Consider the following 17138-nt stretch of genomic DNA (forward strand, 5'->3'; position numbering starts at 1 on the left):
GCGAAGGGTACGGCAAACATGTAAGAGGGATCCGAGTTGCTGCTGAGAGCGCGCTGAGACGCTACCTGCGAAGCTGTCCAAGGTTTAGGGGGAACATCGGGGTTTCTCCTGATTGCGGCGGCGGTAAACGGCAGGCATCATGTCGAGGCGTGAAGCCAGAATCGAGTGCCAAGCAGTCCACGGGCAGGATGACCGGATGGGCGGTCAGACCGCTCAAGTCGGCTGCCGCGTGGGCTCTGCCGTACTGGACCAGAGGGGAGCCTGGGCGGGAGACGCCGAGTGATCTGTTCAGGGTTCTCTACCTGGGATGGGTCATCGCGATGACGCTCAAAGTGCTTGGCTCGTCCTGGGACGTGTCATGGCACTTCAAATGGCTCCGTGACGACCTCGCACCGCCGCACCTGATCAACAGTGTGGGCACGGCCATCGTGGTCGCGCTCACGATCGTGCACGGTTACACGGGTTACGGTGTCGACCGCACCGCGCTGCGGCTCATCCAGACCGGCACCGGCGTCTTCCTCGTCGCGGTGCCGCTCGACCTCATCAACCACCGGGTCAACGGGCTCGACATCACGTCGTGGAGCCCGTCCCACATGCTGCTCTATATCGGCACCGCGTTCATGATCGCCGGAGTGATCCGGGGATGGTTCACGGGGGCGCCGGAGGGGAGCAGGCGTTCGCTGGTGCTCGGGGCGTTGTTCCTCTTCTGCCTGGAGAACACGTGGTTCCCGAGCCAGCATCAGGAATACGGTGTGTTCGGCATCCACGCCTGGGACCGGGGCGAGCCCGAGGCCGAGCCGATCCTGCTGCAGTTCGCCGCCGACCAGATGGGGCGGGCGGTCGACCGCGACATGGTGGTCGCGTTCTCGCTCCCGGTGCCGGACTTCCTCTACCCGGTCTACGCGACGGTCGCCGGGGTGGCCGTGCTCGTGCTGGCCCGCATGATGATCGGGCGGGCGTGGAGCGCGACGTTGATCGCCGCCGCCTACGTCGCCTATCGCATGGTCATCTGGCCGCTGCTCGCGGTCGCCGACTTCCCCGTCTCGGCTGTGCCGTTCTTCCTGGTGGGGGCGGCGGTCTGCGTGGACCTCGCGTTCCAGATCAAGGTGCCGGTGGTGCGTGCCCTCGCCGGGGCGGCGCTGGTCACCGGCGGCTCCTACCTCGCGCTCTATGCCCAGCACACCCTGCTGGACTCGCCGCCGCTGATGCCCGCCTCCGCGCCCGTGGCGTTCGGGTTGCTCGCGGTGGTGTGGCTGGGCGGCGAGTGGTTCGTCCAGCGTTACAACCTGAAGGGTCAGCCGACCGGGGCGCGGGTGAGCGCGACGGCCACGCCGTAGGCCGCGCCCATGATGACGAGCTCCGCCACCGCCCACATCGCGACCGCCGTGCCCTCACGGCGCTCGACCCTCGGCAGCAGCCGATAGCGGATGTGGGCGGCGATCGGCAGCAGCATCAGCGTGAAGACCACCTTGGCCACCAGCAACCAGCCGTAGCCCGTGGTCACGATCGCCCCCGGCAGCTCGACGCCGGGGGTGAGCGCCATCGTGGACAGGCCGCTGATCAGCCCGGACAGGCTCACCACGACCAGGCAGAGGGTGGCGAGCCTGGAGAACTTCGGCAGCGTCGTGGCGAGCAGCTCGCGGTCGGCGGTGACGAACAGCATGACGGCGAGCAGCCCGCCGGTCCACAGCGCCGCGCCCAGCACGTGCAGCTCCATCGAGATCATGATGGGGTCGTGCCACACCGAGTCGACCGCGTGCCCGGTGACCGGGATCGGCAGCAGCCCGAACAGCGCGATCACGATGCGCAGCTCGGCCGGCACACTCTCCCCGAAACGCACGGCGAGCAGCCCGATGCCGGCGCTCGCCAGCGCGCACGCGGTGCTGAACAGCAGGCCCTGGCCCGCGCCCACACTGCTCACATAATCGACGACGGTCCCGATCGAGGGCACCTGGCCGGGGTTGAGCTCGGCGGCCTGGAACACGATCGTCACGAGCGCGCACAGCGCCCAGACCCAGGCGAGCGACACCGCCAGCGGGCGGACCCGGCTCATCACCGGCTCGGTGCGCGAAGGGTCGCCGAAGCCGAGCAGCTTGGGGAGTACGGTGAGGCCCACGACCGCCACGGCCGCCAGGTCGATCATCGCGCGGACGACGGGCAGCCCGTAGACGACGAAGGGGCCCGGCATCGGGATGCCGGGTGCCGGCTCCTCGCCGGTGAAAGCGCTCCCGATCAGCACGGCCACCACCGTGCTGGAGATGAGCCCGAAGACGATGAGGCGGCGGGCCGTGGCGAGGCGGCGGACGTCGGGCGACGCCTCGGCGGGGGGATCGGCGGTCAAGGTCATGCCGATTCGCCACCCGGCGCGGGCGACGGGGTCCCGGGAGAAGCAGAGGCGGCCGGCTTCGCGCGGCGCAGCGCGACGACCGTGCCGATGAGGAGGAGCACCAGGGCCGCGCCGACCCAGAGCACGGCCATGGAGGCTCCGCCGTTCTGGGCGGCCTCGGCGGCCTGGGCGCTCAGCGCGGCGTTCGAGTCGGCGGGCGGGTCCGCGGGCGGGTTCGCCGGGGCCGGTGCGGCCGGCTCCGTGGACTCCGCGTCCGGGCCGGTGCTCGCGGCGGGCTGAGCGCCCGTGGCCGCGGGGCCGTCTTCGGAGAGGGTGAAGTCGATCGTCCCGGAGATCGGGTGTCCGTCGGAGGAGAGCACGCGGTAACCGACGACGTACTTCCCCGCGGAGCCGAGGGGGGCCACGCCCATCGTGACCTTGGGGCCGTTGACCGACACCTTGCCCTGCTCGAAGCGCGCGCCGCCGGGGCCGATCACGGTGACCTGGGAGAAGCCCTGGCGCACGGGCTGATCGAACTCCAGCGTGATCTTCGAGGGCCCCTCGGCGATCGTGGCACCGTCCTTGGGATCACTGCCCGTCAGCACGTTGTGGGCCTGCGCCGGGGGAGCGGCGATCAGCAGTGTCGCCCCCGCGAGCATCAGAGCCGTGAGAAGCCGTCTCACGCTTATGACCTTCCCTTGGCGAAATCTCGTTAACGAGGACATGGTGCCACTGACCGGTGGTGTTCGCGTCAGGGAAATCCCGGAGTTGACATATGGGATGGAGTGCGCGCACTCCGGACTTCGCACGTGAAGGTGAGGCGGGGGCGGATGTGACGTCGCGACACCGGTTGTTGCGATTCGCACGGGGGCGCGTTGTGAGGTGCGTGTGGCCCGGAGCCTGTGCGTGAACGCGCGAGAGAGGCGGCACCGTCCGGGTGAGCGGTGCCGCCTCTCTCGGAAGTAGGTCACGCCCGGAGATCCGGGGGGAGGCCGCCGGGCGTGACCTACGTCTGTGGGTGCGGGTGGTGCGGGTGGAAAACCGGCCGTCACCCGGCGATCCGGGGGGAGGCTCGTCGGGCGACGGCCGGTCCGCCGTCCCGGACCGTGCGAGGGGGATCGTCCGCACGGTCCGGAGCTTTAGGGTCCCCGGCCCTCACGGGCCGGGGAGAGGTGCGCCGGAAGGCGACCTCAGCAGGGGCCGAGTTCCTTCCAGACGCCGGCCACGCCGGGCTCTTCGCCCTGGGTCCACCACTGGTTCTGCCATTCCTTGCCGTTGTGGGAGACCTTGGTGGTGGTGGCGTAGACCTTGCTCCGGTCCCAGGCCGGCGACGCGCAGGTGCCGGTCGGGCTCGGGCTGGGGCTCGCCGTGCCGGTCGGGCTCGGGCTCGGGCTGGACGTGCCGCTCGGGCTCGGGCTCGGGCTAGAGGTGCCGCTCGGGCTCGGCGACGGGCTGGAGGTGCCGCCCGCGCAGGGGCCGAGTTCCTTCCAGACGCCGGCCACGCCGGGCTCTTCGCCCTGGGTCCACCACTGGTTCTGCCATTCCTTGCCGTTGTGGGCGACCTTGGTCGGGCTGGCGTAGACCTTCGTCCGGTCCCAGTCCGGCGACGTGCAGGAGCCGGTCGGCCGGTCGGTCGGGCTGGCGGTCGGCTCGACCACGACTCCACCTCGGGCGTAGTCCTGGACCAGGCCGTACGTCTTGCCGCCGAACGTCAGCGTGATGTTGGTGAGACCGGCCTTGGGAAGCTGGTACACGTAGTCGAGCTCCGCCGTACCACCGGGGGCGATCGGCTTGTCGGCGGGCGACTTCACCGACACGCGGTGGAAGTCACCCTTGATGCCGCCGATGTTGTTCGCGGCGGTGTGTTCGCTGTTGATCACCCGCATGCCCCAGCCGCTCTGGTCCTTGGCGGTGCCGGGAGCCGAGGTGCCGTAGTCCCACTGGAACTCCGCGCCACCGGGGATGGTGGTCCTGGAGTTGTTCGTGATCTTCAGCTTGGGGTTGATCGGGTAGTTGTTGTCACCCGTGGGGAAGCTGTGCGCCTCGATCGACACGTCGAGCTTCTCGGCCGGGATCGTCACCTTGGCCTTGGTCGCGCCGTACGCCGTGGCCGTCTTGAACTTGTCGAAGAGGAGATTTGTGAGCGTGTTGCCCATCGTGTACTCGCCCTTGGTGGCGTTCCACTCGTAGTCACCGGCGAGCTCCCAGATCATGATGCCGCCGATGCCGTTGTTGTTGACGTAGTCCGCCTTGGCGCCGAGGGACTGCTCGTCCTCGGTGGACAGGAACACCTTCTTCTCGTTGTTCCAGAGCCACGGAGCCACAAGGGTCGCGTCGTAGTGCCGGGTGTAGGTGCCGGTCAGCTTGTCCTCGGGGTCGGTGTCGGGACGCAGACCCATGGACGGGAGATAGGAGCCGAGGATGCCCTTCTCAAGGTTCTTCGCGTGCCACATGGGGTTGAACCCGGCACCCATTTCCTGGCCGTTCTCGATGTCGTGCCAGATGTTGTCGATGCCGCGTGCGCCGTCACCGCATTCCGCGAGACCCTGGCCGCACGTGGGAGGCCGGACCACGGGACTCTGTCCCCAGAGGCCGTTCGTGCCGCCCGTGACGTTCTTCCAGCCGCGTGAGTAGTAAGGCACGCCGATGTTGATACGTCCGGACTGCATCGCACCGCGGAAGTAGCGGTAGGCCCAGTCGGTGTTGAGGTAGCCGAGGCCGCCGTAGTTCGCCTGGTTGTAGACGTTCCAGCGGGCGAGTTCCCCGTCCTTGCCGTCGTCGAAGAGCGCGGCCTGCGGACCGACGAACTGGTTCCACGCGCCGTGCAGGTCGTACGACATGATGTCGACGTAGTCGAGATACTGCGTGACCTGGAAGGTCTCCATGCCGCGCAGGAGGTAAGCCGACGAGGGCGCCGCGATCGTGAGCATGTAGTACTTGTTGTCGGCCGCTGCCGCGCGGTCCAACTTCTCACGAAGGGTCTTCATGAGGGCGGCGTAGCCCTTCATGAGCACGGCGCGCCGGGTGTTGGCGTGCGCCCAGTCCCCGGGGTGGCCGGAGTCCTTCATCGACGACGGGTATTCGTAGTCGATGTCCACACCGTTGAAGCCGTACTTCCGGATGAACTCCACCGCGGAGTCGGCGAAGGTGTTGATACCCGCCTGGTTGATCGAGTTGTCGTTGTTGACGGTCAGGCGATAGAAGCCGCCCTCGCTCTTGCGAATGTCGCCGTCGAGGATGCCGCCGGACTCCGCCCAGCCGCCGACGCTGATCATCGTCTTGGCGTGCGGGTTCTGCTTCTTGAACTTGTTCAGCAGGTTGAAGTGGCCCTTGTACGTGTACGCGGGGTCCATTTCAGCGCCTGCGACGCCGGGCCATTCCAGACCGGTCGCGGCATTGTCGGCGTTGTTCGCGCCGATGGTGATCTTGTGGTCCGCGCCGACGCCCGCGAAGGCGTAGTTGATGTGGCTGATCTTGGCCCAGGGGATGTCCTTGACCAGATACGAGGGCTGACCGTTCTTACCGGTCCGCCAGCTTGTGAAGTAACCGATGATGCGGCGCTTGTGGTTGGCGCCGAGCTTCTCGCGTCCCGCATCGTCGTAGTTGATGCAGTACGGCACGTCCACGCCGGGCGTCTTGTAGAGCCCGTCGGGCCGGCAGGTCTCGTTGTCGACCGCGGCTGCGGCCGAGCTGACGAGGACTCCGGCGATCAGGGCGAGGGAAGCCCCTGCGGCGGTGAGCGCCGCGCGGACGCGTGATCTTCTTGGGGGATGTGTCGCGAGTGCTTCAGACACGGACAGGCCACCTCCGACAGGCGACTTGGCATTGACTTGGGTAAGGCCCCGGCCCCCGTGGGGCTGAACGCAAACTAGATCGCTTCGAGCCCCGCGTCAACGGTTTCTTTTAGGAAAGTTTCCAAATAGTTGGATCTCTTTGCCGTGGTCAGACGCGATGAGGTTGAGTAACCGACGGCTTTAACCCTGCTCAGGCTAGGTCGGTGACACGGCGGATGCATGTGATGCAGGACACGCTTAATCGGCATTTAATACGGACTTAAGCCAATAAGATATGTGACGGTCCGTGCACGCTGCGTATACAAAATTCAGGCGCGGTGTGCGGCCGGGAAGTGATATCACCTTTGGTGGACCCTCCACGGGGGAGTGAGGCTCTTTCACCGCGTCGTGCAGCGCTTTTCGCGCGCCGTGACGGCGGTCATGCGCCCCCTGCGGAGTGGGCGTCGTTTCGCGGACGGTTCCGCGGGCGAGGTCGGCAGGGGAAGAGACGCGGGGTGAGATCCGCCGGAGGGAGTCGCAAGGTGAGGTTCCGCCGCACGGCCTGTTCACTCGCGCTGGTCGCGACGGCCTGCGGGTGCGGCATCCAGCCGACCGGAGTCGTGGATGCGGGTGAGCACCCCTGGGGTGCGGCCTCCGGCACGAGGCTTTACTTCGTGTCGGCCGGGCGGCTGTCCACCGCCGGCCGCCCGGGCCGGGGTGTCGGGCCGGCCGAGGCGGTCAAGCTGGTTTTGCGCGGTCCAAGCCGCGCCGAGCGCGAGCGGGGCCTCACCGGCGCGGTGCCGGCCGGGGTCACCGTCAAGGTGGCGGCCGAGGGCGAGTCGGTCACCCTGACCCCCGATCGGGCGCTGTCGCGCCTGGCCGAGGGCCAGCTCGTGTGCACCGCCGCCGAGGCGCAGGCGGCCGGCCGGGGAGTGCCCCTGTCGTCGGTCAAGGTCACCGTGGTGGCGGGCACCCCGACCGGCTGCGACGCCTACCTGAGGTGAGGCCCGGGGCCGCACGGCGGAGGCCGCGCAGGCCTCCGCCGTACAACGGCGTCAGCGCACCTCGTAGACCGCCGTGGTGCCGCTGACCTCGTTGCCGACGACCAGCAGGGGCTTGCGGGTGGGGCTGTCCTTGGCGGGGATGAACAGCACACCTTCGGGGCCGACGTCGCCCGCCGTGCCCTCGGCCACCGAGCCGGAGAAGTTGCGGGTGTTCACATAGCCCGCGAGGTCGGGGTCGCGGGGGTCGCTCACGTCGTAGGCGACGATGCCGCCGACCCGCTCCAGCCCGACGAAGGCGTAGGTGCGCCGCCCGACCTGGCCCACGGCGAGGCCCTCGGGCTCGGGGCCCTTGTTGTCGCTGCGGGTGTCGGTCGTGCCGTTGGCCTCGTTGTCGGTGTTGAAGTGCGCGGGCAGCCTGCTCTCGATGAGGCGCTCGAGCTCGTCGCCCGAGTCCCACACGAGGCGCCCCGACCCGCTGAACACCGAGATGGACCGGGTGCCGAACGCGCGCAGTTCGGTGTAGACGCCGGAGGGGTCCTTCGGCGAGTCGGCGGCGACGTTGAGCCGGCCGAGCTCGTTGTCCTTCTTGAGCGTGGTGGCGTCGGGGAAGACGTTCAAGGAGAGCGGGAGGTCCTTCACCCGCACCTCGTCGGCGTGGCACTCCCAGTCGCGGCCGTCGCCCTCGCCCGCGGTGACCACGTACGACCGTCCCTGGGCACGGAAGTGCGCGATGGAGTCGGGCATGTACATGCCCTTGACCGGCCGGGGCCGGATGTCGGTCTTGCCGTCCTTGTCGGAGGCGTCCATGCCGCTCTTCGACCAGTCCTTCAGGCCGAGCGGCACCACGCTTCTGATCTGGGCCTTCTTGAGGTCGACGACGGCGAGAGCGTTGTTCTCCTGCAACGTCACCCAGGCCGTGTTCCCGTGGACGGTGATGTACTCCGGTTCGAGGTCCCGTGCCACCGACGCCCCCGGCCCGGTGATCCGCACCCCCGCCTCCTTCAGCTCGGCGGCCTTGGAGTCGAAGGCGGTGAAGCCGGCCGTGCGCACGGTGCCTTGGCGCACGTCCACGATGCTCACCGAGCCCTCGGGGTCGACGACCTGGCCGGGGCAGTAGGACGAGGGCTCACCCTCGTTCGCCACCACGAGCTGCTTGCCGTCCTCGGTGAAGGTCACCATGTCGGGCAGCGAGCCCACCTGGACGTCGCGGATCTTCGCGCCGGTGCGCGCCTCGAAGAGCGTGACCGTGCCGGGGTCGGTCTTCACCGCGGCCTGCTGCGCCACCGCCACCACACCCTTGCGTACGGCGACGCTGTTGGCACCGGGTGTGTCGAGTGTGATGACCTTGCGCGGGGTGCGCGGGTCGGAGATGTCCAGGACATCGACCGTTCCGGCCTTGGCGTTGACGACGAACACCCGGCGGGTGGCCGCGTCGTAAGCCGTGATCTCCGAGGCGCCCGCCGCCACGGTGCCCGTCGTGTAGCGGCCGAGGAAGGCGAGGTCGAGGTCGCCCGAAACCGGCTTGGCGGCGGGGGAGGCCGAAGCGGCGGCGGGGGCCGCGGTCAGGAGCCCGCTGAACAGCAGGCATGCCGCGGCCAGGGAAGAAAGGGGGGTGTTGGTACGCATAAGGCGGATTGTCATCCCATGTCGTGACCAGTAGGTGCCCCAAAGATGACTGATCGTCTAACCGCAACGCAACCTATTCCGGCACAACCGTTTCAAGCACGTTCCAGAGCCGAAGCGCGTTCGGCCTCACTTTCGGGCGTCGTCTGGAACATTCCAATGTCCGCCTCCGGACAGACGGGCTTCGAATCCCTCATAACACCGCATCTCCCACCACCACGCATATCCGCCCGCGAAAGCCATATGGCCCGCCCCGGCCTTTCGGCGGGACGGGCCACGGAGGGGACGCCGCTGAAAATCGCTGGAACGATTCAGCGGAGATGCGCTCACGACCTCCTCCGGACGCCACACGAGTTCGCCGGCGACGTTGTCCGGGCACCCGGGCGCCGCGGGCGGCACTCGGGCACATGAAGCCGATGGAGCCGATGGAACGGCGGCCCGGCGGCTACGGTGTCGGGCGCGAGGTCGGGGCGCGGGTTGCGATATGCCGAGTCCCTCGGCGCGAGCAGCCACTCTCCGGATTGCAGAATCGCGGACTCGGGGCAGTTCCACTCGCCCGTGCACGCCCTGGCGGCGATCCATTTGGCTCCGGGGGCCACGCCGACGACTCTGCCCGCTCCGTCGTCGCCCACCATGGTGCCCATGGTGTGGGTGCCGTCACCCGAGCCGTCGCAGGGGTCGTCACTGGGGCAGTCGCCCGCTGCATTGAACCAGTTGTAGTTGTGGTCGACGCTGCCGTCGGGCTTCTTGCCGCGGTACTGCGCGGCAAGCGCGGGGTGGTCGAACTTCACACCGGCGTCGATGTCGGCCACGACGATGTTCTCGCCACGTGTGCCGAGTTCGGTCCACACACGGGGGGCGTTGATGTGCTTGATGTTCCAGTTCGCGGCGGTCGCCGTGGCTTTCGCGGTCGCCTTCGTGGCGCGGCGGGTATTCTCCGGGGGCTTGACGGTCTGGACGGGGTCGACGCGCAACACCTCGGGGCGTTTCGCGATCGAGGTGGCCAGGGCGTAAGGATGTTCGCCAATATCGGTGGGACTTGGTCATGCGACCTCCTTAGCGGGGCGTCTGTTCCGTTTTGCAGAAAAAGAGGGTGACGGCCCGCCTCGTCGGAACAAGGCGGGCCGCGGTTCTTCAAAGCGGACGGATCAGACGTTCAGCCCGTCTAGGGAGGGGCGGTGGCTCAGCCCGCCGGCTCTCGCAGTTTGAAGGTCAGGCTCTGCCCGTTGCGGAGCGCATCGGGGCTGTTGAAGGAGTATTCGAAGCCGGCGGTGCCGTTGTGGTTCTCCAGACCCACGGTCGTGCTGGCTCCGGCCTCGTCGGGATGGTCGATGCCGCGGTAGTGATAACCGACCGTGCCGTCCTCGCCGATGACCGCGGAGACGGAAAGGCGTTTGGTCTTGTCGCGGAGGAAGTGGACGCTACGCCACTCGACGACATACTTCCGGTCCGGTGCTGTGCCGTACGTGCCGGTGTAGATGCCGGAGCGGTTGTCGAGGCTGAGATATCTCCAATAGGCGAAGAGCGATCCGTTCGGGTTTTGATAGCTGGGCAGCTTGGTGTTCAGGCCGATGGTGTAGTTGCTGGCGAAGTTGATGTATCCGAAACTGCTGACCCGCGCCGTGGTGTGGCTCTGGCCGTAGAGCGTGAACGGGAACGGCAGGGTGATGTTCACGCCAAAGTTGCTGTCGGGTGTGACCTTTTCCAGGCCCTGGAGATAGTTGTTCGGCCCGGGCGTGCACATATAGCCGAAGGCGTCGACGCGTGAGGGCAGTTCGGCGTTGTCGGTCAGTCTGCCGCTCACATTGATCGGGCGGTAGACGGTGTTCTCGCAGCGGGAGGAGGAGACGGTCCGCAGCGTGTGCGCGCCGTGGGCCACCTGGAGCTGGTAACGCCCGTTGGCGTTCGTCCTCGCGAAGACCGAGGTGCCGAGGACGGAGACCACGGCGCCCGCACGGGGCTGCCCGCCGACGGTGATCGTCCCGGACACGATGGATGTGCGGCTCGGCGTCAGCACCACATGCGCGGTGGCGGTCTGGTCCGCGACGACTGTCGCGGTCACGGCCGAGTCCCGGAAGCCGTAGTGCCGGACGCCGACCTGATATTGCCCCGCGGGGAGACGGGACAGACTCCAGGTGCCGTCCCCGGCGGTGGTCGTGGTGCGGGTCACCGGTCCTGCGACCTTCACCGTCACGCCGCCGATCCGCCCGGTCGGGTCCGTCGGAGGCGTCGGGCCGGTCACCGTGCCGCTCAGCGTGCCGGCCGGGACGACGGGCGCGTCCCGCACGGCGGCGTAGGCGTCGAGGCGCCCCTCGCCGGCGATGTTATTGTCGGCCGCGGTGCCGCCGCATCTTGTGTCGTCCACGTCGATCGCGGTGCCGTCGAGCAGCGCGCGCGTGGCGGGAATGTCGCCGATGAGGCCGGGTGCACGCGACCATATCAGCGCCACCGTGCCCGCCACATGCGAGGAGGCGATCGCGCTGCCGTTCGTCAGCAAGACGGTGTCGTCAGGGGCCGCAGTCGTGATCGACACACCGGGAGCGGTCAGGTTGGGCTTGATCTCGCCGTTCGCGCCGGGGCCTCGCTGGGAGAGGCGCGAGATCGTGCCGTCCTGCTCGTAGATGCCGACGCTGTAGTTCGCGGCCTCGGCGCCGGGACCGCTTGTGGTTCCGCAGCCGCCGTCCCAGAGGTCTCCGGAGGGGAAGACCGCGAAGATGCCCGCGGTGGTCCACGCCTCGACCAACGGCTGGTACCACCACGGCGCCCAGCTCTGGGTCTGCCACGAGTTGGAGACGATGTCGGGCGCCAGGTCGGGCCGCGGGTTGTGGCCGCCGAGGTCGGTCGGAGCCAGCATCCACTGCGCCGACGCGAGCAGCGCGGAGTCGCCGCACCTTGAGACCTCGTCGCACGCCTTGGCGGCGATCCACTTCGCCCCCGGAGCTACCCCGACGCGGAAGCCGAGCGCCTCGCCGCCGACCATCACGCCGAGGTTGCCGGTGCCGTAGCTCCTGTCGTCGCAGGGGGCTTCGGTCGGGCACAACCGGTCCGGGTCGAACCAGCTGTAGTTGTGGTCGACCGTGCCGTTGGCCTTCCGGCCGCGATATTGCGACTCCAGCGCGGGGTGGTCGAACTTCGCGCCGCTGTCGATGTTGCCCACGACGATGTTCTCGCCGCGTGTGCCGAGCTCGTTCCACACGCGGGGGGCGTTGATGCTCTCGAGGTTCCAGGAGAGAACGCTTGCCGCCTTGGCCTTGCTGGCCGGCTTGCCTTCCCGCTTGGTTTCCGCCTTGTATTCCGCCTCGGCCTCCGGCTTCGGTTTGGCGGCGGGGGGAGCGGCGTCGGCGGGGAACTCGACGGTCTCGACTGGGTCGATGCCGAGCACCTGCGGCAACTTGGCGATCGTGTCGGCGAGGGCGCGGTCGCCGCCCTTCACCTGAACGGCGTTGACGACCCAGTAGGGCGTGAACTCCGCGCCCGCCGCCGTCAGGAGCTTGCGGAGCTCGGCCTGGGAGGACTCGGCGTGTGTGGTCTTGGCCTCGTAGACCAGGCGGGCCTTGTCGGTCTTGGTGACGGCTCGCTTCGCCGAGGACAGGTCGGCGGAGTTGTTGAGACGCACCCAGAAGGCCGCTTTGCCGTCGCCTGCCAGGTCGGCGTGGACGGACTTGTGGATCTTGTCGGGGGAGAGAGCGGAGGAGCCGGCGAGGGCCGGGGCCTGGGAGACGATGAGCACTAGTGCAGCGGTGGTCGCACCTAAGGTCGTTCTCAAATATCGGCGGGATTTGCTCACACGCACTCCTTCGTAGGGCATGGCTGCCCAATAGGCGATGAATGATGATGAAGAACCCCCGATGAGAATATCGATGCTGTTGTGACCACGTTTCAAGTTGTGAGTTGGTAACAATTGATATGGTGCGCGCAAATGCGGGAAATGTGGTGTCCATATTGGAGTCTTTTCCTGCGCATCGGCCCGCCCCGCCGGCGGTGACGCCCCGGTGACCGCCGCCGCGAGGATGTCGAGGTGTCCCCTCACATGTTGTTGTCGGCTGTCGTGCCGCTCGACGTCGGTGGCTGCGCCGCCGTGGCCGGCCCGCCCGCATCCGTCGACGCCGGGGGAGGTCTGTCCCCTGAGGGCAGGTGCCGACCTCTATGGTGCGCGTGGTGAATAGTGGAGCCAATATGCCGATATTTCAATATTTAATGGTTTAACAATCGGCGAGTGTGGGCTGATGGGAGAAAGGTGCCGTCCCAATTGGGGCGGCTCTGCTCTATCCTGCGATTCGCGCCATGTCAACCCGTAAAAGTCGGCGGCCCCGGTTTGCGGCGGGATTGGCGCCTGCCTGGCTCCGCCGTACGGGGATGCAGGTTCGGCGCTCGTTAGAACGGGCCAATTCCGCCGGCAAGGCCGCGGCGCGAGGGTGGACCGGTCGCTGTCAAGTGTTCGGCGGGCCGGTGGGAGCGTCGCGCCCGGGGTCGCGGTGCGCCGCGCGCCCGCCTGGACCTGGGGAAACGTTATCCGGCCGCACCGCTCCCGAAGGACCGGCGGACTTCGAGTCTGACGCGTGCCTCAGGTTCGATATTTATGCATGTTTCCGCAGACAGCCCTGGTCAGGGGAAGGGGGAGCGTGTCGTTTCCGCAGGTCGCGGATGCCCCGGAGGGAGGGGGCCTGCGGAAATCGGCAATGGTCGCGGACGCAGGACTTCCCAATGAGAACGGTCCATTTTCAACACTTCTTACGACATTTAGATCGTTATCAAAACAAACCTTGAAATGTTGACATATAGGGATCACCATTCTCCACGTGAGTCGTAAAGATCAACAAGACCCCGCGACGGGACACGCCCGCCTCGCCTGAAGGAGATTGTGTGTCCAAATACCCTCGAACTTGGCAATCTGCCCTTACTGGAACAGTAGCGTCGCTTGCTCTTCTGCTCCCCCAGAGCGCGGCAGTCGCGGCGGCCCCCGAGCCCGACAAGATCCACGCGGCGGTGCGAGCCGACCTGGCGGCCGACGACAAGGCGACCTTCTGGGTGCACCTCAAAGGAGCGGCCGACCTCAGCTCCGCCACCAGAGCGAAATCCAAAACGGATAAAGCCCAGCAGGTGTACCGCGCCAAGACCGAGTACGCCAAGGCTTCCCAGGCCGAGCTCATCAAACTGCTCAAAGCCTCCGGCGCCGACTACAAACCCTTCTGGATCGCGAACGCCGTCCAGGTGACGGGCAACGCCAAACTGGCCGATGAGGTCGTCAGGACGCCGCAAGTGGTGCGCATCGACCCGGTGCGCGACATCAAGCTGCCCGACCCCATCCGCGGCAAGGAGACGGCCAAGGTCAACGCGATCGAGTGGAACATCGATCGTGTCAACGCTCCGAGGGTGTGGAACGACCTGGGCGTCCGCGGCGAGGGCATCGTCGTGGGGAACATCGACAGCGGCGTGCAGTGGGACCACCCAGCCCTCGCCGCGAAATATCGCGGCAAGAAGCCCGACAACACCGTCGACCACAATTACAACTGGTTCGACCCCGCGGGCATCTGCTCCGCCGGCACACCCTGCGACAACAACGGCCACGGCACCCACACCATGGGCACCATGGTCGGCGACGACGGCGCCGGCAACACGATCGGCGTGGCCCCCGAGGCCAAGTGGATCGCCGCCAAGGGCTGCGAGACCAACGGCTGCTCCGAGGCGTCCCTGCTCGCCTCCGGCCAGTGGATGCTCGCCCCCACCGACCTCAACGGGCAGAACCCCCGCCCGGACCTCGCCCCCGACATCGTGAACAACTCGTGGGGCGGCGCCGGCTTCGACCCGTGGTACAAGAACATCGTCGACTCTTGGGTGGCGGCGGGCATATTCCCGTCGTTCTCCAACGGCAACGTCACCGGCGCGGGCTGCAACTCCAGCGGCTCCCCGGGGCAATACATCTCCAGCTACAGCTCCGGCGCGTTCGACATCAACAACGCCATCGCGAGCTTCTCCACGCGCGGCAGCGGTGAGAACGGCGAGATCAAGCCCAACATCGCCGCCCCCGGCGTCAACGTGCGCTCCTCGGTGCCCGGCGGCTACGGCGCGTTGTCCGGCACCTCCATGTCGCAGCCGCACGTCTCGGCCACCGTCGCCCTGATGTGGTCGGCCTCGCCCGCGTTGCGCGGCGACATCGCCGCCACGCGCGGCCTCCTCGACCGCACCGCGATCGACGTCGACGACACCCGCTGCGGCGGCACCGCGGCCGACAACAACATCTGGGGCGAGGGCCGCCTCGACTCGCTGGCCGCCGTCCAGGCGTCGCCCGCCGGCTCGCTCGGCGGCCTCACCGGCACCGTGACCAGCGGCGCGGCCCCCCTCGCCGGGGTGAGCGTCGCCGTCACCGGGCCGCTGTCGCGCTCGGTCGTCACCGGCGCCGACGGGACCTTCTCCCTGCCGCGCCTGCTCGTCGGCACCTACCAGGTCACGGCGCGCAAGTTCGGGTACGGCGACGCCACCGCCTCGGTCACCGTCGTCGCCGACCAGACGGCCACCCAGAACCTCGATCTGACCGCGAGCCCGTCGAGCGCGGTCTCAGGCACGGTCACGGTGGTCGGCACACCCGAGGCGGGCGCCACCGTCGAGGTGGCCGGCTCCCCGCTGAGCACGACGACCGACGCCGCCGGACGCTACCGGCTCACCGTGCCCCACGGCGCGCACGACCTCAAGGTCGGCGGCGGCAGCCGGTGCGCGGGCAGCTCCACCGTGGCGATCCAGGTGGCCGCCGACCTCACCAAGGACGTCGACCTGCCGCGCCGCACGGACAACTTCGGCTACATCTGCTCACCGGGCGCCGAGCCGTACATCGCGGGCACGACCCGGGAGGCGCTCACCGGCGACGACGAGACCCAGCCGATCACGCTGCCCTTCGCCTTCCCGCTCTACGGCGCGGCCTACAGCAGCGGGTGGATCAGCAGCAACGGCTACGTGAACTTCGTCGGCCGCTCCAACACCGCCACCAACAGCGCATTGCCCGCCACCGCTGCCCCGAACGCGGGCGTCTATCCCTTCTGGGATGACCTGGTGCTCGACACCGAGTCGGGTGTCTACACCGCCACGCAGGGCACGGCGCCGCGGCGCACTTTCGTCATCGAGTGGCGCAACGTCAGCTTCTACGACGATCCCACCCGCCGTGTCTCGTTCTCCGCGCTGCTCGGGGAGGACGGCTCCGTCGACTTCCGCTACCAGGGCCTCGACGGCGACCTCGAGTACGGCGGAAGCGCGACGGTCGGCGTGGAGAACGCCACCGGCACCGACGGCTTCGAATACTCCCGCAACGCCCCGGTGCTGCGTGACGCCCAGAGCCTGAGGATCATCGCCGGCCGGCACGGACTGGTCACCGGCGTCGTGACCGACGCCAATGACAACGACCCGCTGGCCGGCGCTGTCGTCAGGGTCGGCGAGACGTCCTTCACCACAGGCGCCGACGGCCGCTTCTTCGGCCAGGTGCCCACGGGTGACTACCGGGCCGAGGTGTCCAAGGAGCACTACGGCACCGTCTTCCAGGACGTCTCGGTCACCCCCGGTGCTCTGGTCACCGCCAGCACCGCCCTCATCACCGGCCGGGTCACCGCCGACGTGGACGACGTCACCCTGGTGATGCCGGCCGCCGTCACCCGGACGGGGTCGGTCAAACTCACCAACCTCGGCGGCGCCACCGCCTACACCATCGTCAGCGATTCGGCGCAGACCTGGCTCACCCTTACGCCCACCTCGGGTGACCTCGCCAACGGCGGCACGGTGACGCTGAAGGCCACCGCCTCGTCGGCCGGTGTGCCGCCGGGCACCGTACGCGTCGGGAAGTTCATCGTGCGCTCGGCCAGCGGGCGCAGGCCGGAGATCGAGATCACCGTCAAGGTCGTCGTGCCCAAGCACCAGGTGGCCGTCGAGGTGGGCGGCAGCCGCGACGTCGCCGACTCGGTCGGCGACCGCTGGACCGCCGACCGCAGGTATGCCGCAGGCTCGCACGGCTACATCGGCACCGGAAGCGGCACAAGGGTGCACACCTCCAGCCGCACCATCAAGGGCACGACCGAGCAGGAGCTCTACAAGCGGGCCCGCGAGAACATGCTGGAATATCGCTTCGACAACGTGCCGAACGGCGTCTACACCGTTGAGCTCGGCTTCGCCGACACCAAGTCGTCCCACCCCGGAGGCCGTGTCTTCGATGTGCTCGTCGAAGGCCAGCTCGCCATTCCGGCGCTCGACCTCGCCCTTGAGGTGGGCACCCACACCGCGAGCCCCAGGCAATATACGGTGCGGGTCAGCGACGGACAGCTCAACGTGCGTTTCGCCAAGCGCACCGGCAGCACGATCGTGAACTTCATCCGGATCTCGGAGCGGCCTGACAAGACCATTCCCTAACCCTTTTCGCAGAAATTCGCGGCCCGC

General features: G+C 68.1%; 9 protein-coding genes. 3 read left to right on the plus strand and 6 right to left on the minus strand.

Annotated elements, in window-relative coordinates; all coding sequences use genetic code 11:
* The first annotated feature begins 188 nt into the window (after positions 1-188).
* Complete coding sequence (locus tag Ssi02_RS10360) at positions 189-1337, plus strand: hypothetical protein (RefSeq protein WP_239128769.1); 1149 nt, start codon at positions 189-191, stop codon at positions 1335-1337.
* Here Ssi02_RS10360 and Ssi02_RS10365 read toward each other — a convergent pair.
* From Ssi02_RS10365 to Ssi02_RS10375, 3 genes are all read right to left on the minus strand, one after another.
* On the minus strand, positions 1295-2347 hold the full coding sequence (locus tag Ssi02_RS10365) for a CopD family protein (protein WP_204024249.1): 1053 nt from the start codon (positions 2345-2347) through the stop codon (positions 1295-1297). The two genes, Ssi02_RS10360 and Ssi02_RS10365, sit on opposite strands and share 43 nt — an antisense overlap.
* A complete protein-coding gene (locus Ssi02_RS10370) occupies positions 2344-3009 on the minus strand; it encodes a copper resistance CopC family protein (protein WP_204024251.1) in 666 nt (221 codons plus the stop codon). Before Ssi02_RS10370 ends, Ssi02_RS10365 begins: the two co-directional genes overlap by 4 nt.
* A gap of 507 nt (positions 3010-3516) precedes the next feature.
* The gene (locus Ssi02_RS10375) at positions 3517-6120 is read right to left on the minus strand and encodes a chitinase C-terminal domain-containing protein (protein WP_204024253.1); all 2604 of its coding nucleotides are present in this window, start codon (positions 6118-6120) and stop codon (positions 3517-3519) included.
* A gap of 521 nt (positions 6121-6641) precedes the next feature.
* Here Ssi02_RS10375 and Ssi02_RS10380 point away from each other — a divergent pair.
* Entirely contained in the window at positions 6642-7103 is a 462-nt protein-coding gene (locus Ssi02_RS10380; protein WP_204024255.1) for a hypothetical protein, read from the plus strand.
* A gap of 51 nt (positions 7104-7154) precedes the next feature.
* On the opposite strand, the gene Ssi02_RS10385 is transcribed toward Ssi02_RS10380, so the two are convergent.
* From Ssi02_RS10385 to Ssi02_RS10395, 3 genes are all read right to left on the minus strand, one after another.
* Complete coding sequence (locus Ssi02_RS10385; protein WP_204024257.1) at positions 7155-8729, minus strand: choice-of-anchor I family protein; 1575 nt, start codon at positions 8727-8729, stop codon at positions 7155-7157.
* Between the two features lie 323 nt (positions 8730-9052).
* Positions 9053-9700 (minus strand): S8 family serine peptidase, encoded by a 648-nt coding sequence (locus Ssi02_RS10390; RefSeq protein ID WP_239128770.1) that lies wholly within the window; start codon positions 9698-9700, stop codon positions 9053-9055.
* Between the two features lie 209 nt (positions 9701-9909).
* Positions 9910-12513: an NIDO-like domain-containing protein gene (locus tag Ssi02_RS10395; RefSeq protein ID WP_204024259.1), complete on the minus strand. Its 2604-nt coding sequence runs from the start codon at positions 12511-12513 to the stop codon at positions 9910-9912.
* 1199 nt (positions 12514-13712) lie between these two features.
* Here Ssi02_RS10395 and Ssi02_RS10400 point away from each other — a divergent pair.
* Positions 13713-17111 carry a S8 family serine peptidase gene (locus Ssi02_RS10400; RefSeq protein WP_239128771.1) on the plus strand — a complete coding sequence of 1133 codons (3399 nt, stop codon included), beginning with the start codon at positions 13713-13715 and terminating at the stop codon, positions 17109-17111.
* Positions 17112-17138 lie beyond the last annotated feature (27 nt).

The sequence above is a fragment of the Sinosporangium siamense genome, assembly GCF_016863435.1.
Lineage (GTDB): Bacteria > Actinomycetota > Actinomycetes > Streptosporangiales > Streptosporangiaceae > Sinosporangium > Sinosporangium siamense.